Origin of the sequence: Nocardia lasii (assembly GCF_042658545.1) — a bacterium.
In the GTDB taxonomy this organism is placed as follows: domain Bacteria; phylum Actinomycetota; class Actinomycetes; order Mycobacteriales; family Mycobacteriaceae; genus Nocardia; species Nocardia lasii.
Genome location: NZ_JBHSQN010000002.1, coordinates 812,987 through 834,099, shown reverse-complemented (window position 1 = coordinate 834,099; position 21,113 = coordinate 812,987). Strand labels below are relative to the sequence as shown.

Sequence of the window (21,113 nt, the reverse complement as noted above, 5' to 3'; positions counted from 1 at the left end):
CCGATGAGCCGATATTCGGCGGATTCAGGTGGTGAGTGCGCCACCGGTCACCACCGTGCATCATTGGTGAAAGACGCGCTCGTACACGGTCATCTCGGTTGCTCGAAGTTGCTGCTCGACAGCTTCGGTGAGAGTGGGATTGTCGATAATCAGGCCGAACTCGATGTTGTGGTGTTCGGCGCTGTGGGAGAAGTTGGCGCTGGTGACCAGGAGAAACCGGTGGTCGATGGCGACGAACTTGGCGTGGTTGGTCACGTACTTGCCGTCGTATTCCTTGGTGCGGAACACAATTCCGGGCGCGAGGTGCCTTGCGACGTCGCTGCTGCTCGGCGACCGGGACTTTGCTCCGGCGTCGGCGGCTCGGGCGTCCATGTACACCTTGACGTGCATCGACGGACGACGAGCAGCACGTCGCAACGCGCCCCAGAGTCCCGAGGACCGTTGGAAGTTGAACGTCGAGCAGATCACCGAGCTGCGTGCGCTGTCGACATGCTCGACGATCGATGGCGTGAGCCGCCCAGCGTCGGCCAAGGGGCCGGGGAGGGTCCACAGCTGGCCGAGCTTCGTCACGGTCGATCGCGAGCCTTGGATTCCGCGCAGCACCGCGACGGACAGCGAGGGGTCCAGTTGCCGCAGTAGGGCTGTGGCTTCTGGGCGGCGGTCGATCGATAGTGCCGTGAGGGCCGCGCGGATGGTCGCGCCGGCGGCGAGACGGTCGGCGATGTCTTTGGCTTCGGTGCCGGTCAGGTACTGACCGAGCAGTCGGGCTGTCTCACTGGGGGAGTTGGAAGAATCCAAGGCTGCTCCCCGGTAGATCGATGAGGAACCGGCGGTCGAGGAACCGGTTGGCGCGTTCGCACGACGTTTCCGACGCCATCACGCAGCAATGGCAGGCGGCGCCATGTAGGAAGTCTTCCGGTGCACGCGGGGTCCGCATCGAGCAGATCGGGTCCGAGGGGCATCGCGTCGCACGGCGGAGTGCGTTGGTGACGACGCGGTCGAGTAGGGCTGGTCGGCTCTGTTCGACGAGGCCGCCGAGGGTGCCGTCGCTGTCGGAGGCAGTGGTGCAGATAAGGAGTCCGGCAGCGGCGGGCCGGTCGGCGCTGGCGTGCCAGGCGTAGAGGCGTTCGCTGAGGCTGGCCGCGTTGTAGCCGCAGGTCATCGCGAGCTCGCGGATCAGGATGTGGGCCAGGCCGTGGACGAGCCAATAGCGGGGTGGCTTGAGCCGGGTCTCGTGGTTGACGTCGGCGGCCGTCTCGGAGTGGCGGCGTTCGAAGTTGAGTTTGTGGGCGGCGCGGTGGGCAATCCAGACTTTGCTGTTGTATGTCCGTCGTTCCCAGGCGCTGACGGCGTCCTCGTCGAGTTGCAGGAAGATGCCTTCGCCGAGATCCTCTGTGGCAACAGTCCATTTCGGTTTCGCCGCACGGGCCAACGGTACGAACCGCTTGTCGACGTCATCGACCCGGTCCATTTCGTCGATGCGGGTGAATCCGATCAGGGCGTTGACTTTGCGCAGCGACTCCACGGCCAACACTCGGGTGATCTGCGGCGGCAGTGCGGGGCCGCGCTCGCGTCGGGCGAGAGTGAGGCCGCTGACCTCGTCACGTTGACCGTTGGCTACGGCATCGTGCAGTAGGTACTTCCATTCCGGGACGAGCAGTTCGATCGGATCCCATTCGCGCTTCTCGTCTTCGGGTTCTTCCGGTGTCTTCCTGGCCAGGTCGATGACGGCGGCGAACTCGTGGTCCGGCAGCACGAAGGCGGCAGGCACGGGCTGTTCGACCAGCGCTTTCAGAACCTCGATATTGCCCCCGAACTTGGCCAGATTAGGCCCTAGGGCGATGCGAACGACGGTCGCGAGATCGCGAAGGTGCTCCTCCGGTGAGGTTACGGGCATGACGACGACCGACTGAGTCACCGGGAACCACAGGTTCGATGCGCCGATCAGCATCAGTCTGGTGTCCGCGCCGCATTGCTCGAATGCATCCAAATGCGGGTGCCTGCCACGACATTTCGGCAGCTTGTCACGACCGGCCGCACCCTGGGCTTCGCTCATACTTCGAGACTTTCCACACGCGGTGCAGTCGATGCTCGCGGCGGCGCCCTTGCCCGCGGTGCGTGTGGGCATCTTCAGACGCGGGGCCTCGGCGGCCGTGCACGGCCTTCCGCGATGTACCCATTCGTTGTACGGGAACTCGTCGAGGTGGCCATCCGCGCAGGCCAGTAGGTAGCGGGCCGCGACGGCGTCGCGGCCTTTGGCCTTGCGCGTGCCCTTGCGGCCGGTGCAGCCGGTGTGTTCGAACGTGGCCTGGTCGGACCGGTAAGGGTGGGTGTTGCTGTACTTGAACAAGGTGAGCGGGCCGAGCAGGTCGCATCCGGTGCACCGCAGCCACTGCGGGAAGACCCGGGCGGGCACACCGAGGTCATTGCCTTCGGTGGACATGGCGAGCTTTTGCGGCTGCCAGGGGTGTGGTCGCAGTGCGACGTCGCGGGACTTCATCAGCTTGGCCACGGCCTCGCGCAGCCGAGGCGCATGGATGGTCCGGATTCCCTCGCGGCGGTCGTAGATCCTGTCCCAGTCGTCGAGCCCGGTCGGCATGATGGTGAAGTTCGGTAGGTCCATCACCGCGCCGGGACCGTAGGTGTACAGCAGCGACGACGGTCGTGCCGAACCGACCTTGGCACGATTGTGCTTGGTGCCCTTCGCTTTCAGCTTGTCCGCGTCGTCGAGCGGCGTGACCGCCTGGCTCGGGTCGTAGATGTAGTCGGCTTCGACGGTCACTTGGCGTCCTTCTCGTTGACCTCGGGCATGGCCCACTTCGGCGCGGACAGCGGCGCTTGGTAGTACAGGTTCTCTTCGATCGGGCTGACGAGCAGGTTGATCTCCGGCTGCACCTCGCGCATTGAGTTCGCGATCACGAAGGGCGGCATGTCCCGGTTGTCGGCCAGCGCCTTGCCGTGTTCGGGGCTGATGATCAGCGGGGCCGATGTGGACTTCCCGACTCGTTCGTAGACCAATGGCTGCATCTGGTCGGTCACCTGCTTGCGCCGCTTGAGCCAAAGGTCGCGGCGCATGGTGAGTCGTTGGTGGGCGGCTTGGGTGGCGTCTTCGCTGCGCGCTGCCCGGCCCATCCGCGCCACCAGGGCCTCGATGAGGTCGTCGACGAACTTCTGCTCCGCCTCGATGCGGCCCGCACCGGTCTCCTCGGACAGGCTGCCAGTTTTCGCTGCCTGCAGGACACGCGCGGCGCTGACCAGGACACCGTCCATGCCGCGCAAGATCGAGGTCGTCGAATAGGGCGTTACCGACAGTGCTTCGACCTTCGCGTAGAAGGTCTCGTGATAGTGCCGGAATTGTTCGAAATGCGCGAGATCCCTTGGCCTGGCCCAGTTTCCGAGAGTCACGACCAATCCAGGGCGGCCGCCGTCGCGTCCGACGCGAGAGGACGCCTGGATGTACTCCGCAGTGTTCTTCGGCTGGCCTACGACCATCATCAACCCGAGCCGGGTCACGTCGACACCGACCTGCAGCATCGACGTGGCCAACACTGCGTCGAACGGTTGCCGGGGCCGCTTCTTGGTGTGAGAAGCCCCGGATGCATCGATCTCCGGATCGAATGGAATCCCCATCTCGTCCAGGGTTTTGGTGATATCCGCGCCGGCGACTCGGGCGGTGAGCTCGGTGATATTGAGTTGGCCGATCGTCCCGTACCGCTTGGGCAGGCTGCGCGACCACGGCCGCCCTTTTGCTAGCAAGTCCTGTACGTCGTCGTCGAGATAGCGCTTCATGCCCGCCAATTCGCGGGTGGCGCTGAAATAGCCGACCAGGGTCATGTACGGGTCGGCGGCAACGCCGGAACGGTTGAGTAGCAGCTGCCCCGCCGACATCAAAATCTCGGCGACTCGGATCTCGGCGGTCGTCAGCCGGACACCCGTGGTGGAGATGCCCACATATCGGCGGCCGGGGTTCTCGTCGTCGAGCGGCACTTCCTTGGAGAAGAACGTCCGGCCCGCGTCGAGCACCTGCGGCGGGAAGATCGTCACGTCGCGGCCATAGAGCGCTTTTACCTGGTCAGCGGCGTTGCGGGCGGTCGCGGTGGACGCGACTACCAACGGTTGCACCGGTCGACCGTCCGCGGTCCGCCACGACGAGACCACGTCGATGGCGGCCTCGAACAATCCTACGGTGGTGCCCAGCGCGCCGGTGATCAGATGCAACTCGTCTTGGATGATGAGGTCCGGTGGACGGAGCCGAGTCGTCGGCCGGGTGGTAGCGCCGGTACCCGGGTGCTTGCTGCCGTCCTTGATGACACAGCCGTCGTAGTCGGTGTGCACGTAGCCGTGTAGGTCGCAGCGTTGTGCGACATACCCGAACAACGATGCGGCTTCACCTTCACGGGCCAGCCTGGCGAACTTGTCGACGGTCGCGATCACAAAGGACGGCGCGAGACGGTAGATTTCCTCGTCCACGGTCAAGATCGGCAAACCGTGCTGGGCCGCACCGCCTTTCGAGAACGGACAGTCGCTGAGCTCATCGCCGCAGTAGACGAACACCCGCCGCTGATCCGGGTCAGGGTGGACATCGCGTGCGGTGATCTTGTCGCCACACCACGGACAACGCTGGATCTGCAGCACCGTCAACCGGTGGCCACGTCCCTCGTTGACCTTCCGCAATTGTTCGTCGGCCTCTTTGAACCGCTTCGGGCTGACATCGGTACCCACCCACAGCCCGATCCGGAACGGCTCCGGCCCCCACGTCGCGACGTCGGCGCGGCGCGTCATCTCCGCTGCGCAGACCAGGGCGGTGGCCCGCTGGAACTGCTGCGCGGTGAGCAGTCGCAGCGTGTAGCGCATCAAGACCGCGACTCCGCCACCGCCGTCGAGCGGGCCGTCGGGGGTGTCGAGCACCCCTTGACGGCGACGCATCGCGAAGGTGTACGCCGCCAAACCGAGGTACGCCTCGGTCTTGCCGCCACCGGTTGGGAAGAACAGCAGCTGCGCCTTCGCCAACTCGCCGGAGCGGCCGTCGGCGGCCGGGTCGGTCAACATCGGCAACTGCATCAGGATGAACGCCAGCTGGAACGTGCGCCACGAATGTGCCAGTGGGCCTTTTGCTTTCACGGCCTCGCGAGCCTGGGCGATGGACTCGTTCGAATGCTGTGCGCGGCGTTCGGCGACCTGGGACTGGATGCGCTGCTCGGCCATCACCGTATTCATGAAGCGGAAGCACCGCAGCGCTTCCGGGTCATCGATCAGGTGCTGAAGGCCGGTCTTCAACTGGCCGTGCACATTTCGCGCCTCGGCGACCGCTTCGAGCGCATCTGTCCGTAGGTGTGCGGGCAGCTGCTCGGCGGTCGCCTGTTCGCCGTCCAACCATGTCGCGTAGCCGGTGACGATCGGCTCCAACCCGGCCCGCAACTCCTCGACGTCGACGGTTGCCAGGCGCTCCATGTCCAGCAGAGCGTCCTTGATCTCCTCGGCCTTGGTCTGCGGGGTTTGGCAGGTGGGAAGCCACGTCGTCCACACCGATCGGGCGCGACGGGAGTTCTCGGCGACATCCCAATCCACCGAACATGTGCGGCCGACTGCGAACTCCAGCCGGTCCCGGTACTGCAGGTTCAGCAACCGCAGTTCGTCATCGAACTCTTTGTCGTCATCGAGCATCAAGTCGCGGACCGGCAGGAACACCTCGGCACCGTCGGCGCTCACTGCGAGCTTCGTTTGAAACAGCCATGCGTTGGTGGGGATCTTCGCGGGTGTCTCCGCGTCGTTGCACAAGGCGATTTCGATCAACCGACGTCCGCGCGCTTGGTCGTCGTACCGATCGACGCGCAGAACTACGGTGTCGCGTAGGTGGTATGCCTTCGTTTCTTTCGGGACCAGGTCCTTGATGTGGATGACTTTGGGGATGGAAATTGGGGTCCGTTGGAATCGGGGGGCTGACCGTTTACCTTCGTCGTCGACCTCGGTCGGCAGGGGCTCGTAGGTGCCCCATGATGCCGTCACGGTGAACGATGTCAGGTCTGTCGGGATCTGCAGTCGCAGTCCCATCGACGCGGGGATGATCAGGCCACGGCGTTGCGGGCTGTCTTCGGCGGTGTCCTCGTCGGCGGTGGCTGCTGCATCATCTACGGCGGTCACTGGGACGCCGCTGCTTGCGAGTGCGTCCAGTTCGTCGCCGACGTCAGTTGCGGGGTCGTCGTCCCAACCTTTGTCCGTTAGGCGGACCGGGGCGATCCGGCCGATCAAGTACGCAGAGTCGGGTGGGCCAGCGAGGAGCTCGTTCGGGCCGCCCGCGGGGCCGAGGAGTTCGCGTTCGAGAATGTCGGCGATATTTTCCCGAGCCGTGACTGACCGGCCGTCGGGCTCGTGGGCGAGAAGGTAAGGAGTGGTCATTCGTCGCCTTCCAGGGCCTGGTCGCTGTCGTCGATCAGCGAGGGGTCATAGTTGGGGGCGTCACGTTGGGCGGCGGCGCGGCGGTGGTTTTCCTCAAGAAGGCGGTCCAAGATCTCGATACGCGCTGTTGGGGAGACGGTCCAGCGCCGCATCTGTCGGTAGGTGTGGAAACCGTGGTCAAGGGGGACATCGTCCCATCCGTAGGCGGCCATCACTGCGTTGTCCAATTCGATGTGGATCGTTCGGAGTCGAGCGATATCTGGGTCTGCAGTGATGGCGGGGTCGCTGGCGCGGTTGTAGAGCGCGGTGAGACCGAGTTCCCGGCGGAGCATAATTTCTCGGCGCTCCGTGTCGAGGGTGCGGCCGACGACGTGAAGTAGATTCGTGGAGTCGGGGCGGGGGAATGTCTCGAAGACGGCCGAGGGGGTGTAGGTCGGGTCAATTCGCATGGTAGTGCCATGTGCAATCGCCCACGCCTGGTGGAGGCTGGACGAGAGGACGGCTTGGTCAGCGAGCGAGTCGGTGGCGAACACGGTAACTGAGTCGGTGAAGACCTGTCCAGTATCGCAACGCAGCGGCATAACGGTTTTGCTGACTCGTGTGATGACAAGCACCTCGTCCAGCCGGGCGATAGCTTTTCGCATTGCTGGGCGTGCACGGAAAAACAGCCACCAGGGTGCCTCGCGGACAGCCTTTGGTTTGCGCAGTCGCTCTGGCCTTACTTCGTTCAGCAATCGCGCGTACGGCATGCCATATTTCGCCGCGATACTCTCCGGTTGGTCGTTGAAGTCGATCACCCATCTTGATGCGGATACATCTGGACGCGAGTTGAGGTCTTCGCCGTTGAGATAAGGAAAGAGGACGTCTTTGTTCGCCGGTTCTGTGGCAATCCAGTTCGCGGCTTCATTGGGGGCTAAGACGAATCCCATGCCGAGTGCATAGCAGCCGATAAACGCCATTCCGCTGTTCTCGGCCAGTCGCACTGGGTTTCCTTCGGCCCGCCCGGCGGGCTCCAGCATGGGCGAAATCCTCCGGACGGCGAAATTATCGGCAATCCGTGGAATATCGTCACCAATTGTTTCCTTGGTGCCCCATACCGCCGCGAACTCCAGATTTGCGCTGGCCGAAGGCCATGAGCGGCTTTGGATAGCGCGAGTGAGTGTTACACCGTTTGCTACGAGGCTGTCGAGACCGACTTCGCGGGTGTCGCCTTGCGCAATGGTGTTGGTTGCGATCAGGCCGATATTGCCGCGCGGATTGAGCAGCGACGCGGCACGCAGCAGGAAGTAGGCAACGAGGTCGGTGTTACCAGTATGTCCTTGGGCTAGAACATGGACCAGCCATTCACGGAAGTTAGATCCTGTCGCTCCGGAGATCTTCTTTCCCCCCAAGAACGGCGGGTTGCCCACGATTGCGTCAAATCCGCCATGTTCGAAGACGTCTGGCACTGCCAGAATCCAGTGGAACGGCTTCCACCGTGCATAGTCTGTCGCCACGGTTGGTGTCAGACCTTCGCGTTGGATCTGTTCCAGCGCTACCCGGTCCGGCGCGCTGCCATCTGTGGGGAAGGCCTTGTCAACAGCCATGCTGAGCTCTTGATAGGCCGCAGTCAGCGGTTTGCCTGGTTTGCCGCCAAGCCGCAGTCCCGCTGCGACAACACCGTCGGCGATATCAGCGAGCTCCGTTGTCAGTTCCTGCGTTCGCGCGAACTGCCGACGTTTTGTCGTCGCGGAGCGCTGCGGTTCGAGGTCATTGATCTCCGTGGCGAGACTGCGCCGGAGTTGTGCCACTTCGTCAAGCCGGGCCCTGATGTCAATGCCGGAGAAGCTGATCTGCTGATCGGTGGGGTAGATGTGCCGGTCCTCGAGTTGCTCAACACTGGTCAACCCCAACAACGTGTTCCCGTGGAAGATCTTGTCGTCCACGAACGAGAACGGCAGTTTCGGGTCCAACGACACCAACCACAGCGACAGCTTGCACATCTCGACCGCCATCGAGTTGATGTCCGCGCCATACAGGCATGAGGCCACCACATGCCGGATGGCCTTCGTCCGCAGGTCTGGTCCGGTGGCAATGCCTTCCTGTTCCCAGGCCTCGAGCAGACGGTCGGCGAGGTAGCGGGCGGCGGCGACAAGGAACGCGCCGGACCCACAGGCGATGTCGGCAACCTTCAACCGCAGGATCTGGTCCGACGACAGCAGCTTCCACTTGCCCGTGGTCTGATGCGGGCCAGGGGAGTAGACCAGGGGTTCGAGGGCGTACCTTACGACCTCTTCAGCGAGATTTTTCGGAGTGTAGTGCGCCCCGGCCGAGGCGCGGGAGGCAGTTTCAACGACGAGAACCCCGCCGGGATGGACAACGTAAGGGCGATCGCGCAAGTCACGGCGGATAACACTGATGAAGGGGCGCAAGCGGTCCCGTAGCTCAGCGTCGGTGGTGACGGCCCGCAAGGCGCGGTCGGCGTCCTCGACGGTGTCGGCAGCCTTGATCGCCTTGGCCAATGCGGATGCGGTGGGACTGGTGGCGGCGGGCTGGTCAGCTTTGGCCCAGGAGATCAGGGCGGCGGCGAGCTTCGTCGGGTCCGGGTTGGCGGCAGCGAGGGACTCGAGAATGCGCAGCGGGATCTCCGGCTCCGAACCCGCCTTGCCGATCAGACCGACAGTGACCTCGTCGACATCGGCACAGGAATAGCCGAGCAGGCCTTCGTAGATATACCCGATTTGTTCAACATCGATGTCGCGGAAGGAGATTCGGCTCGCGGCGCCCTTGACGACGGCGACCTGGACGGAGGTCAACACGGCAAGCATGACCCGGTCGCTCACCGCGATGAGCAAGCCCCGGTCGTCCCTGGCGGTCAGGAATCCGAAACGCTCCGGGTCGAACAGTGAGCCGCCGTAGGACGGGATCCGCATGTCCTCGAAGCTGGCTCCCTGATACAGCGCCCGCGATGTCGCGAGCAGCCGATGCCATGTCATGTGGGTGGCGTCGAGCGCTTCAGTGCCTTCGTCGCGGGCGCGGGCGTCGAGAATGTCGAGTTCGTCGCTGAGACCGTAACCGCGCGTGAATAACTCGCTCTCGGGCAACAACTGACGCTGTTCGGCGAACAACAGGAAGACCACCCGCATCATCATCGTGACGGCGGCTTCGTACACCGCCCTGCGGTCGGCGGGTAGCGGGTCGGGTTCGCCGCGCTCGACGACGGTCAGCGCGGATTCGGACAGAGCCTGGACGAGCAGCTCGACGGCTTGGCGGACCTGGGTGCCGAGGGCCTCGGTGATCTCCTCGGCCGACTTCACCGACTCCGCGAACAGCTTCGGCAACCGGTCCTCGGGAACCCCACCGACGAGTTGTCGACGGGCGAGGAGGGCGAAGAAGGCGTTGCGGGTCTGCGGTTCCTCGATCCAGGTGTGTGCGTCGACAATCCCGGAGGCGACTGATTCCTTCGGGCGGGCGCAGACGATGCCCCACCAGCGGCCGTCGGTGACGACGCCGATCTCGACGCCGGTTTCGCGCAGTAGTTGGGTCATCCGGTCGATCGGGCTGTCGGACCAGCCGTCGAGGCCGGGGTCGCGCAGTGAATCGACCGGGTCGACAACAAGTACCAGTGCGCCCACCAGGTCGCCGTGGGCGAGCGCCCCGGCAGTAGTTACGGCGACTTTGTGATCGGGGGAGCGGACGGTCTGGGTGTGTTCGGTGGTGTAGCTGCCGACCCAGCCGATGACCTCGCGCAAGACGATGTCGACCCAGGTGTCGCGTTCGGTGCGATAGAGGTCGAGGGCACTCTCGCTATCGCGGTAGGTATCCCAGTTCTCCCAGGCTTTTTCGAAGGCGGGCTTGGCTTCGGAGAGTGCGGCTTTGCGATCGTCGGCCAGCGGGGGCATGCCTTGCGGCCACACTCGTTTGACCGTCGGCACGGACAGGAACGGGCCTTCGGTGTCGACGAGCTCGAGCCAGGCGCGGTGCAGTTCGGCCGCGGTCGGAGGCTTGCGCTTGGGCTTGATACTCATCGCAGGGCTCCCGGCTGGGCGTCGGCGGGGGTGAGGGCGAACACGACGGCGGCCGCCGACACGTGGGGCTCGATATCGCGGTAGCGATCCCGGATGGCCTCGACTTCGCGCCGTTCCTCGTCGGGGAGGCCGGCGCGGCGGTCCTGCATGACGCGTAGGTCGTGGCGGCGTTGGCGTTGCTGGTCGCGGACGATCTCGGGCATGTCCAGGGTCATCAGCTCTTCCTCGGCTTGGATCTCGCCGGTGAGGCGGTCGACGGACTCGCTCAAGGTGGCGCGGAAGTTCTCGAAGATCTGGCGGGCTCGGGCGATGTCGTCGTCCTCGCGGGTACGCAACGCCTCGGCGACCCGTTTCTGCCGGGCCTGGGCTCGGGTGCCGATCGCATCCAAGAGTTGCCCGCGCATTCGTGAGCCCTCCTTGTTCCACAGTTCGGCCAGCGTGGTCCGGATGTCTTCGCTTGCCAGAGTAAGATTTTCGGCGTCGAGTGCCTCATCGAGCACGTCCTCGACCTTGGCTTCGGCCATGGCGCGGCCGCGCAGTCGAACGCCGGTGAGGAATACCTCCTCGTGCAGCCGCAAGCCGCCTCGGCCCACCAGGACCAGGCGCGAAACCGCCGCGACACAGGACTGAGGCAGGTCGTCGACAACGACGGCGGTGACCCGGTTGACGGGTGAGTCGACGCCGAACAAGGCGCCACGCAGAATTCGCGCCGACCGCTGCAGGAGCGCGTGCCCGAGATGGATGTGCACGAGATCTTTGCGGTCGCGGGCGGCTTCATCGTCGAAGGTGATCGGTCGGACGAGGTCCGGCTCGAGCGTGGTGGTCAGCCCGCGCAACGCCGGCTGCCAGGCCGGGCCCAACGCGGGGATATCGAACACTGCCGCGTCGGTGCGGTCGTCGCCGGCCTCGATCAGCAACGGCTGTTTTGTGTAGTCGAGCGCGGTGTCCACCACGCGGCGGGCGTTGTTCGGGGTGAGGTGCATTCCCGCTTTGATCTCCGGGTACCGCTGTGCCAGTTCGGTGAGCCGGGCACCGAGGCGCCGTTCCCCGGCAAGGGCGCGGGAGATGGCTTCCTCGCCGCTGTTCGGTGCGACTTTGGCGCGGCGTTTAGCGCTGGGACTGAACCGCTCCTGCACATCGGCGGCCATCACCTGGTTCATCTTCCCGAGGTCCTTGCGCGCGTTGCCGACCTTCTCAGCGATCCGGCTCATGAAATCGAGGTCGGCGGCGTAAGTGGTCGACGTGGAGTCCGGGGCGAAATGGTAGATCCTGGGTTGCTCGTGCTGGCCGTACCGGTCGATACGGCCGATGCGCTGCTCGAGGCGGGACGGGTTGAACGGGATGTCGTAGTTCACCAGGCGGTGACAGTGGTCTTGCAGGTCGATGCCTTCGCCGGCGGAGTCGGTGGCCAGCAACACCCGCACCGGAAACTTGTTCGGTTCGTCCGTGAACTGTTGGCGCACGGTCTCGCGGTCTTCGGCAGGTGTCGAACCCTGGATGACGGCGACCCGGCCGCGATAACCCTTCTGATCCAGCACTCCCGCGATCCATTCGAGTGTCGCGGCGTATTCGGTGAACACGACGACGCGCTCGTTGGTCCAGTTCTTGCCGTCAGGACGGCAGATGGCATCAAGGAAGTCGATCAGCGCGGTCAGTTTCGAGTCGGGGCGGTGCTCGTAGCCGCTGCCCCACGCGACCAGGCCGGCGATCTCGGCTGGGGTGGCCGCGATGAGCGGGTCGGAGCCTTTGCTCTTGCGCAGGGTGACGAACTCCGGCTGGTCCTGCTCGCCTTCCTCTTCATCGGACTGACCAAGCGACAGGACTTCCTGGAAGTACTCGTCATCGTCCTCGGCGATCTCCGGCAATCGGCCGGTGGCTGCGGACTTGTCGTAGAGCTCCAAGGTCTTCGCGAAAGACCATGGGCTGGAAAGGAACCGCTTCTTCAGCAGCATCGAGACAATGTCGCCGGACTGTCCCTTGCGGCCGTTCTTGCGAGCGCTGTCTTTCAGGATGCGTTCCAGCAGAGCGAACTTTTCCTGCTCGGGATCGCTCGGAGTGAACTCGAGGTTCCTGAGTACCCGGGTTTTGAAGTCGAGGCTGGTGATGTCGGTCTTGAGGCGACGCACGATGATCTCGCGCAAGGCCCGCTCGTCGAGGGTGGCGCCGCGGGTGAACCGGCGGCCGTCGATCATCTCGAGGAGCGCGGTGAACGATTCGGAGTAGCCGTTGTGCGGGGTCGCGGACAGGAACAGGCGATGTTCGCAGCGCTGTGCCAGAGCGCGGGTCGCGAGGGTGCGTTTGCTGTCGATGGCGTAGCCTCGCCGGCCACCGACGGGGGTCGGGCTGGCAGGGGCTACATGGTGGGCTTCGTCAACGACAAGAGCGTCGAAGGCGTAACGGCGGGCGGTGCCGGAATCGCTGACATCGGCATAAATTTCGCGCAGCAATCGTTGGGCGCGCAGCGAGGGTAGCCACGCCATGCTGACGATCACACGGGGGAACAGGCGGAACGGGTTCGCGTTGAGGCCGTGGCTGCGGCGCACCTCCGCGATCAGCTCGCTGTTGACGATCACGAAGTCCAAGCCGAACTTGTCGCGCATCTCGTCGCGCCACTTCACCGACAGACTCGGCGGGCAGACCACCATCACCGACCGGGCACGGTGGCGCAGCAGCAACTCCTGGATCACCAGGCCCGCTTCGATGGTCTTGCCCAGACCGACGTCGTCGGCCAACAGCAGGTTCGTTCGCGACGACTGCAGCGCGCGGCTCAACGGCTCCAGCTGGTAGGCCTCGATATTCGCGCCACTGCGGAACGGGGCTTGGTAGGAGTTCGCATCCGCGGAGGTCACCGCGCCCCAGCGCACCGCGTCGACAAAGGCGGCGAGGGTGTTCGGGTCGTCGAAGCCGGCCGGGGTGATTGTCTCGGGCAGGTTCTGTGGCGGTGCTACGGAGTGGCCGACCTCGAGCTCCCACACCACCGCGAGTTCCTCGCCGAGGCGGTCTTCCTCGAGCGACTGCATCTGCACGACGTGTGTCAGCTGGGCTGCGCCTTCGTCGGCCGGGCTGCGAGGCAGACCTTGACGCCTGACCTCGGTAACCGCCCATGTCGAACCACGTACGGTGACGACCTGGCCCGGATCAGGCACCTTCGGCAATGTTCCCCACACCCTTCGTTCCAGTGGACTACGCTCACCGTATCCACCGATTGCGATTTTCGCAATCGGTGCTAGGTTTGAGTTGTGTCTGAGATTCCCGAGCGTGTGCGCGAGCTTATTCGCACGTCCGGTCTATACCAGCGTGATTTTGCTGAACGGATAGGCCTGGACGACTCCAAATTGTCCAAGTCGCTCAGCGGGGCACGACGATTCTCCTCCCTGGACCTGGCGCACATCGCCGAGGCCTGTGGTGTGACGGTGGACTGGCTGTTGACCGGTATAGACCCGCCGCTGGCAGTGGCTGCCCGCACCACCGGGGGCAGTGCCGGAGACGCGCTGCGCCTCGCCAAGCGGTACAGCCGGATGCGCGACGGTCTCGCCAGATTCGGGTACCCACAGCCATGGCGACCAGTAGAGATCTCCGAACCCAGCGGATACGTAGACCAGGGGAAGCGTTTAGCGGCGGCGGGGCTCGCGCGCGTTACCGAATCCTCCAGGTCCGTGACCGAGCCGGACTTGCCTGCCTTGATCGAGGACGTATTCGGTGCGGACGTCGCGGTCGCCGCATTGGGGGAAGGTTTCGACGGTTTGGCCGTCGCCTCGACCGAGATCCGGCTTGTCCTGCTGGCGACCTCCCACACTCCCTCTCGGCAGCGATTCACGCTCGCGCACGAACTCGGCCACCTGTTGGCGGGCGACGATCAGGGCCTGCACTTGGACAACGACGTTTTCGACAAGACTCAACGCAAGCAACCAAGTGAGCAGTGCGCCAACACCTTTGCCGCTGAGTTCCTGATGCCAGAGGGTCTGTTACGCGCACGCATCGAGGGCGGTCTAACAACGGAGTCCTTCGCCGCGCTGGCCTGTGAGCTCATGGTTACGCCGTCGGCGCTGGCGTTACGCTTGAAGTCGTTGCGGTTCATCGACGCCGGCGTCGCCGAACAATGGAAGTCGATCACCGCGGTCAAAGCCGCTGCCCTCGCCGGGCGTGACGACGACTTCGCCCGCCGGGTAGTTGCCGCAGGTCAAGCCCGGCCACCGGGGCTACTGCTTCGCGACGCCTTCGCGGCTTACCAGAGCGGCAAGACGACTTTGCGGCCATACGCTAACCTCCTGGAGATCGATGTCGACGAGCTCCGGCTGTCGTTGGAGTCCGATGGGGGAGTAACGAAAGCCGTTGAGTGAGTACGTTTTTCCTGACAACACCGTGTTGTGCAACTTCGCCGCCGTCGACCGGGTGAACTTGCTGCGGGCCGTGCTCAAGGGTGAAGGACGATGGGTCGAAGCGGTCCATGGCGAAGCGGAAAAATCTGCCAAGCATCTACCAAAGTTGGCGGCCGTGCTGGCGGATGGCTGGTTGGGCAAGCCGATCAAGCTCGACAGCAAGAAGGCGCGATCTCGGATCGAGGACATTCGGCTCGACGTGTTCGGTGGTTTCGAGGACGAGCCCACCAAGCATCTCGGTGAAGCGCAAACCTGCTACCTCATCGCCGAATCTGGCCGGTTCAATGGTTCATCGTGGATTTCCGACGACCGGGAGTCGGTGCAATACGCAAAGGGACGGGGGATCGCTACCGGCGAGACGATCGATCTGATGGCCGCGGCTGTCGGCGCAGGTCTCATCAGCGATCAGATGGCTTTCGATGAGATGCGGTTGATGAAAGCGCTGGGGCGTCATCCCCGCCAACCAAGGAATCTGGCTGAACTGCGCCGTTGATGCCCGTCCTCTCGTGCGCTACACACTGACTCCCACCGCACCGGAAAGCATGCCGTCAGTGAGGTGGTCGCGCGCGTCTCGCGCTGCGTCTAGTGCGCGGTTCAGCGTCCTGATCTGTTCGTCGATTACCTGAATTGCGGACACGATCGCGCGTTGATCGGTGATCGGCGGAACGACCACGGTCAGCTTCTGAAGCTGGTCGGCGCCGAGCGAGTGCACGACTGTGCCCGCGGAATGGCTGCGCATCCACGCCAGAACCTCTGAGCTGCCGAGCACGATGCGGAGAAAGCTGGGGTCGAGTTGATCGGGATCGTAGGGGCGTAGGCGGACCAGGTTCGATCCGAGGAGGTAGTTCCGATGATCGGCGCCGACGATGGCCGGCCTGCCGAGTGAGCCCGTGCGTACCACGAGTACGTCATTGGTTGCTACGCGGTACCGCCCCATGCGCCCGGCGATGTCCTCGCGAACGCCGTCTGTTTCGGTGTGCACGATGATGCCATCGTTGAGGTGTTTGTTGCTGATCACGGGAACACCCGACGGATCGCGGTTGGCTGCTTTGAGTTTCGCTGGCGGGGGCCCAGACTGCAGGTCGCACAGGTGGCTGAGCGGCTTGGTTTTCCAGTTCGCGGGCAGCGACGGTTGGAAATCCAAAGCTGCCAATCGTGCGCCAGTTGTGCGTGCGGCATCTATCGCGGTCAGGACCTGCTGCTGAACCCTGCGCGTTTGAGCGAGCAATTCCTTCGGAGCGGGCATCGTTTTCGGCTGCAGGTACAGGGCGGGCTCGAGGGCGCCATCGAACTGTTCGATTTGCTCCTTCGCTACCGCGATGCCTTGCCAGGAAGCATCCGGCGTGCCGACGCGCTCGTTCGAGTCAGCGGTGACGTATCCGACGATGTCATCGACGACGTTCCTGGGCAGACAACGACGCCCGGTTGCGGTCAGTTCTCCGGCATTTCGGGCGTCGACGAATCGAATCGGCGCGGGTGAGGTGCTGGGGCTGCGTAGAACCCAGATCGTGGCGGGCAGGTCGGTGGGGCGGAACAACTTGTCCGGCAATGAGATCACCGCGTGTACGACGCCTGCTCGCGCCATAGCAGTGCGGATTTTGCGCTCGTCTGCATTGCTGGACTGGCCAGCTTTGGCCGGCATCAGAACCGATGCGAAGCCGCCGGGTTCGAGCACCGACGCCGCCAGCTGCAGCCACGCGTAGTTGCCGTTGTGCAGCGGGGGAGTGCCGTAGGGCCACGGCAAGTCCTGGGTTGACGGGTCGAGTCTGTCGTTGAAGGGCGGGTTGGTCACGACAGAGCTTGCGAATCGACGATTGAGCTGTGACCACGGTGAGGTTGCCGCCGAAATCGTTGTTCGCGAGCCCGTCGTAGCAAGACTCAGCCCGGCCAGTTGGGCCAGGTCCTGATCTGCGGCGCGCGCGTCGATGGTGACGTCGACGTGTGGACCGAGCCGTTCCAGGACGGCGTGCAGGATCTCGCCGCCACGGATGTTCGGGTCGTAGAGGGTGACACGACGATCTGTTGCTGCGCCGACTGCGCAACCAGCCATCAGGTGGCTGACGGATGCCGGTGCGACGTAGCGAGTCGGGCCGAGTTCGGCTTGCATGTCGAATTGCTCGACCAGTCGCTGGGCCGCGTGTGGACCGAGCCCCGCTGCGATGCCTGCGACGGTCAGGAGGTTTTGAATCGACGGTGGCCGCATCGTCCGAAGTTCGGACGACAGATGCGCGGAGATGCCCTGTCGCTGTCCGGCCTTGTCGAGCCGGTCGGTCACCATTGACCACAGCCGAGGCAGCGGCACGCCCTGACGCGCGTGCGGGATGGACTGGAACGCGGTGGGATCGGCTGTGTTCAGGAAGGCGATTGCGAGCCCAGCGATGGCGACGCCGCCGCGGTTCGAGCTTGATCGTGGCCACAACCGCAGTTGAGCCAGCAGCGCGTCTGCGTCGGCTCTTTCCTCGGCCGGGGTCGCCGACACGGTGGCGGCGGTTGTCGAGGTGTGGGTGCGGTGCGCGACCATCCGGCGGCGGAGCCGGTCGCCGTAGGTGGTGCCGACAGACTCGTCATCGATAAGCTTGCTGGCCAAGACCTTTCGATGATCGAGCCATCGCTGCATCGGCTCGAACTCGTAGAAGTGTGCACCCCGTTCGTCGGTGCCCACCGGTGCGGGGAAGTCGCCATGACGGTTGCCCCACACTTTGAACGTCGACTTATCGACGCGGAGAAGGTCGGCGAGTTCGGCACGGTTCACGAACTGTGACGTGGGTCGGTGATCGTTGGTCACTGTCGACCACCGCGGCGGCGCAGGAGCGCGCCACTGGCGCGGATGCCGCTGCGCAGTTCCGGTAGCAGGGACTGCGCGAAGGTTCGGCGAGGGGCGTCGGGGTGCAGTGCTGCAACGAGCGCGACGACGCAGTAGGTCAGCAGGGGCATCGCGTAGCAGACGATGGCGAGTGCGGCGATGGTTGTGCCGATGGTCGACACGTGGGACATGGAGGCTCCCTCTCTCGGGTGCCTCTAAACCTACTGGGCTTCATAGGTTTTCACTAGTCCATGCCTTGACAGCTGGTTCTCGGCGGATCTTGGCTGATGGTGGCGTTCGTGTATCGTTTGCAGGGTGTTTAGCAGGTCATTTAGGAGCTTCGGCATGGTCAGGAGTGCCGAACTCTGGAGACCGTCAAGGCTTAGGAGACTAGAACGCATTGGCAATGCGCGACCAGTGCAGTGCTCCTGGCGGGCTGTTCGAGAGGTCCTGGTCAGAGGATTTCTATTTGGGCAGGCTGGGGCCGCGTGCGAGGGCGATCGTTGGTGTACCAGGCGTATTCGATGCTGCTGAGCCATCCCTTCTCTACCCACAGGATGATCTCGCCGACTGGCGAGCCGTTGTGGTCGGTGACCGCGCTGTTTGCGAAGACTCCATCGGTGGACCCGGTCGCTTGTGCAGTCCCTGGCCGCACGGCCAGATCGACGCTGGTCGACCTGGCACCCCAGGTCGACACGACCTGCTGACTCGGATCCGAACTTGTCCCAGGTGTCCGTAGCGGTCAGGAGGTCGTGCGGTTCGCCGTCGGGCATCGAAACGCCGAAATCCTGGAGTGCAGCTACCGCGAATCCGACGTTGCCGAGCAGGCCACTGCCCGGTCCGCCTGCCCTGCGGCGGCGTTGAACAGCACTGCTTCACGTCGGGCGGTTCAGAACAGTGGGTGAATCCCTGTGGGGAGCCGCCGGTAAGTTGCACGACGATGCCCACGAGTGAGGGGAGTTGAGCCAGGTGGAGCTGCTGATCGCGGTCAACCCGGACAAGGACTCGAAGCTGCCGTTTCTGTTGTTGGTTCCGCTATCGGGCGGGTTGGTGTTCCGGACATCGGGAACCTGGCCCCGGACCAAAGCCCTGTACTGCCATCCTGTCTCGGTCGAGGATTGGCCCGATGATCCCGAGATCGTCGAACAGGTCGCGCTTCGGTCTTGCGTTCGACGTGGGGCGGCGATCGATCTCGTGCTGGACCGGGGGCGTGAGAACCGGTCTCAGCTGGTCTTTACCGTCGCGCGGGGGCGTGACATGGTGTTCTGGCAGTCTCCGCGTACCCGCAAGCAAGCCCGCCCGAACGTCCGCACGCCCACCGCTCGCGCTGCTGGTGTCAGTGATCTGCAGATCATTGTGGATTCGCGTGAGCAGTATCCGTATCGGTTCACTGGTCAGCAGGTCACCACCGTCACGCGTGCGCTGCCATGTGGGGACTACGGGCTGGAACTGGACGGGCGTTTGGTCGCCAGCGTTGAACGGAAGTCGTTGTCCGACCTGGTCTCCAGTTTGGCCGGTGCCACTCTGCGGTACGCGGTCGGCGACCTCGCTGCTCTGCCTCGTGCTGCTGTGGTTGTGGAAGATCGCTACTCGGCGCTGTTCAAGCTCGACCGCGTCCGACCAGCCGTGATCGCTGACGGGCTCGCCGAACTACAAGTCCGGTGGCCGAACGTTCCGCTGGTGTTCTGCGAGACGAGGCAACTGTCCGAGGAGTGGACCTACCGGTTTCTTGGTGCCGCCTACACCTGGGCACAGGCCGAGCGCGCTACTATCGCCCGCATCGCACCCCATATCGGTACCACCGACCTTGACCAGGCGCCCACTGCTCCTGAGCCGTCTACGGCCGAAGTCCGGGCCTGGGCACGCGCCAACAGTCTGGCGGTGCCCGACCGAGGCAAGCTCCGCCCGGAGATCTGGGACGCCTGGCGCGCCGCACATCGATGACCGCCCGCCGGTCTAGACATCATCTCCAGCGCCGTTCGGCGTAGATCCACGCCTGCGCTACAGCCCGAAGTCTGCTTGGTGGCCGGGGTCGGCGTCGAGCGCAACGGGGAATTCTGCATCCGGTTCAGCATCGGTTGACTCGGTGAGCGCTTCGCGGGCGCGGGCTTCGAGCGTTCGTTGTTGTGGCGTGAGGTGGCTGCGGCGCTGTTGCTCGTGGTCGTGGTCGGTGATCTCGGCGGTGATTTCGACGCGGAGGGCGGTGACGGTGGCGTGGTGTGCGCGGTCGGCTTGTGCAGTCACTTCGTCTGCGTGAGCATCGCGGCGCTGGGCGTCTTCGGTCGCGGATTGTTGTGCTTCAGCGGTGAGTTCGGTGGCTGTCGTGGCGGCGCATCTCGCGGTGCGGCGGGCTTCGTCACGGGATTGGGTGAGCTTGCGGTGGTCGATGACGAGTTCGTTGATGCGGGCTTGCAGGGCGCGGCGTTGTCGGTTGTGCAGTGGCGACAACGCGGCGAAGTTCTCGCGGGCAGTGAGCCTTTCCGAGTAGCGGCGTGTCGCGGTCAGGTCGTTCTGCGGTGTCGGTGGTGCAGCAACACCAGGGCAGCCGCGACGATCGCGCTGATCCGCCACGGGCACAAAGTGGCTCGACGCAGCGCCTTGAATCCTTTGAGTAGGGCGTTGCCGCGTTCACCGACGGCACGACGACTGTTGTGGGACTTGTTGGTGTCGCGGTCGGCCTCGGTCAGGTCACGGTCGGCGGGCTTCTTGATCGCCACCGTGACCAGTGTGGATTCGCCTTCGTAGCCCAGATCGCCTAGTACCGGGGTGCCGTCGCCGGTCCAGTCGATGACCGCGTCGAGCAGACCGGAGTGAGCGCGCAATGCGGTCACGTCGTGCGTGCGGCCGGGTAACACCGGCGAGGTCCAGATCGGCCATCCATCCGGGGTGGTGACGACCTGGATGTTGCCGCCGTGGGCGTGATGTTTCCCAGACCACCACAGATCAACCCGCTTGCCGCTGGTCGAGCCCTTCTGCGGAGTCCCGGTTCGGTGACGCGGTCGGTGCGGATCAGTGTTCCGTCGAGTGAAATATGCTCGTGTCCAGCAGCTTTCGCTGCCAGAAGAGCGTTGTGCAGCGATGGCGCTCGCGCGGCGAGGGTGTCGATCACCTCGTGGAGCGCGTCGTATGCGGTAGTCAGGCCGATTCCGTTGTCCAGAGCGAGTTGCTCGACTCGGGTGGCGTCGCAGAACCAGCGCAACGCGAGCACTGCCTGCTCCACGCAGGTCAGCGCACGCCAGCGGGTGCCCAGATCACGGCGACGGCTAGCGAGGAGGTCGGCGACGTGGAACACCGTGGACTCGGGGATCGGCAGGACAGCGATGTATGCGACACTCATCAAGCGCGGAACCTCTGTGAAGTTGATCTTTAGTCGGACCTACTTCCTACCAGAGGTTCCGCGTTTCTCGTTGCACGGCAACATGATCCGGCCGGACTCCACCCGACCAGCATCCGGTGGGCTACGCCAGGCGCTGACCCGCTACTCGGAAACGCTCAGTGAGTCGTTTTGCTACGGCGCCAGTAGGCCAA

Annotated in this window: 11 protein-coding genes and 1 pseudogene; 3 read left to right on the top strand and 9 right to left on the bottom strand. The window is 64.4% G+C overall.

All coding sequences use genetic code 11. From position 1 onward, the window contains the following. Positions 1 to 60 precede the first annotated feature (60 nt). Genes drmC through drmD form a run of 5 tightly spaced genes read right to left on the bottom strand, consistent with a single transcriptional unit; the run spans position 61 to position 13,570 of the window. Positions 61 to 798 (bottom strand): DISARM system phospholipase D-like protein DrmC, encoded by a 738-nt coding sequence (drmC, locus tag ACFP3H_RS07505; RefSeq protein ID WP_378601436.1) that lies wholly within the window; start codon positions 796 to 798, stop codon positions 61 to 63. Further along, positions 773 to 2,782, bottom strand: coding sequence for a DrmB family protein (gene drmB, locus ACFP3H_RS07500; RefSeq protein WP_378601433.1), 2,010 nt, complete (start codon positions 2,780 to 2,782; stop codon positions 773 to 775). Before drmB ends, drmC begins: the two co-directional genes overlap by 26 nt. Next, positions 2,779 to 6,396 (bottom strand): DISARM system helicase DrmA, encoded by a 3,618-nt coding sequence (gene drmA, locus ACFP3H_RS07495; protein WP_378601428.1) that lies wholly within the window; start codon positions 6,394 to 6,396, stop codon positions 2,779 to 2,781. The genes drmB and drmA overlap by 4 nt, the downstream gene beginning before the upstream one ends. Further along, positions 6,393 to 10,403, bottom strand: coding sequence for an Eco57I restriction-modification methylase domain-containing protein (locus tag ACFP3H_RS07490; RefSeq protein WP_378601425.1), 4,011 nt, complete (start codon positions 10,401 to 10,403; stop codon positions 6,393 to 6,395). The genes drmA and ACFP3H_RS07490 overlap by 4 nt, the downstream gene beginning before the upstream one ends. Further along, the gene (gene drmD, locus ACFP3H_RS07485; protein ID WP_378601422.1) at positions 10,400 to 13,570 is read right to left on the bottom strand and encodes a DISARM system SNF2-like helicase DrmD; all 3,171 of its coding nucleotides are present in this window, start codon (positions 13,568 to 13,570) and stop codon (positions 10,400 to 10,402) included. Before drmD ends, ACFP3H_RS07490 begins: the two co-directional genes overlap by 4 nt. 72 nt (positions 13,571 to 13,642) lie before the next feature. Here drmD and ACFP3H_RS07480 point away from each other — a divergent pair, with 72 nt between their 5' ends. Together ACFP3H_RS07480 and ACFP3H_RS07475 are read left to right on the top strand one after the other, a co-directional pair. Further along, positions 13,643 to 14,743 (top strand): helix-turn-helix domain-containing protein, encoded by a 1,101-nt coding sequence (locus ACFP3H_RS07480; protein WP_378601419.1) that lies wholly within the window; start codon positions 13,643 to 13,645, stop codon positions 14,741 to 14,743. Beyond that, positions 14,736 to 15,275, top strand: coding sequence for a hypothetical protein (locus ACFP3H_RS07475; RefSeq protein ID WP_378601416.1), 540 nt, complete (start codon positions 14,736 to 14,738; stop codon positions 15,273 to 15,275). The genes ACFP3H_RS07480 and ACFP3H_RS07475 overlap by 8 nt, the downstream gene beginning before the upstream one ends. Before the next feature lie 18 nt (positions 15,276 to 15,293). Here ACFP3H_RS07475 and ACFP3H_RS07470 read toward each other — a convergent pair whose 3' ends face one another. Both ACFP3H_RS07470 and ACFP3H_RS07465 read right to left on the bottom strand, forming a co-directional pair. After that, entirely contained in the window at positions 15,294 to 17,567 is a 2,274-nt protein-coding gene (locus ACFP3H_RS07470; protein WP_378601413.1) for an N-6 DNA methylase, read from the bottom strand. Further along, positions 17,564 to 17,776 (bottom strand): hypothetical protein, encoded by a 213-nt coding sequence (locus ACFP3H_RS07465; protein ID WP_378601410.1) that lies wholly within the window; start codon positions 17,774 to 17,776, stop codon positions 17,564 to 17,566. The genes ACFP3H_RS07470 and ACFP3H_RS07465 overlap by 4 nt, the downstream gene beginning before the upstream one ends. Positions 17,777 to 18,554: 778 nt before the next feature. On the opposite strand from ACFP3H_RS07465, the gene ACFP3H_RS07460 reads away from it, so the two are divergent. Beyond that, entirely contained in the window at positions 18,555 to 19,529 is a 975-nt protein-coding gene (locus ACFP3H_RS07460) for an ERCC4 domain-containing protein (RefSeq protein ID WP_378601407.1), read from the top strand. A 57-nt stretch (positions 19,530 to 19,586) separates the two neighbouring features. Here ACFP3H_RS07460 and ACFP3H_RS07455 read toward each other — a convergent pair whose 3' ends face one another. Both ACFP3H_RS07455 and ACFP3H_RS07450 read right to left on the bottom strand, forming a co-directional pair. Next, positions 19,587 to 20,156: a hypothetical protein gene (locus ACFP3H_RS07455; RefSeq protein ID WP_378601404.1), complete on the bottom strand. Its 570-nt coding sequence runs from the start codon at positions 20,154 to 20,156 to the stop codon at positions 19,587 to 19,589. Then, positions 20,087 to 20,922: pseudogene (locus ACFP3H_RS07450) on the bottom strand (transposase family protein). Before ACFP3H_RS07450 ends, ACFP3H_RS07455 begins: the two are co-directional and overlap by 70 nt. Positions 20,923 to 21,113 lie beyond the last annotated feature (191 nt).

Excerpts from the sequence above, each read along its gene's own strand:
- drmA (WP_378601428.1), bottom strand. The coding sequence starts at position 6,396 with ATGACCACTCCTTACCTTCTCGCCCACGAGCCCGACGGCCGGTCAGTC.
- ACFP3H_RS07490 (WP_378601425.1), bottom strand. The coding sequence starts at position 10,403 with ATGAGTATCAAGCCCAAGCGCAAGCCTCCGACCGCGGCCGAACTGCAC.
- ACFP3H_RS07465 (WP_378601410.1), bottom strand. The coding sequence starts at position 17,776 with ATGTCCCACGTGTCGACCATCGGCACAACCATCGCCGCACTCGCCATC.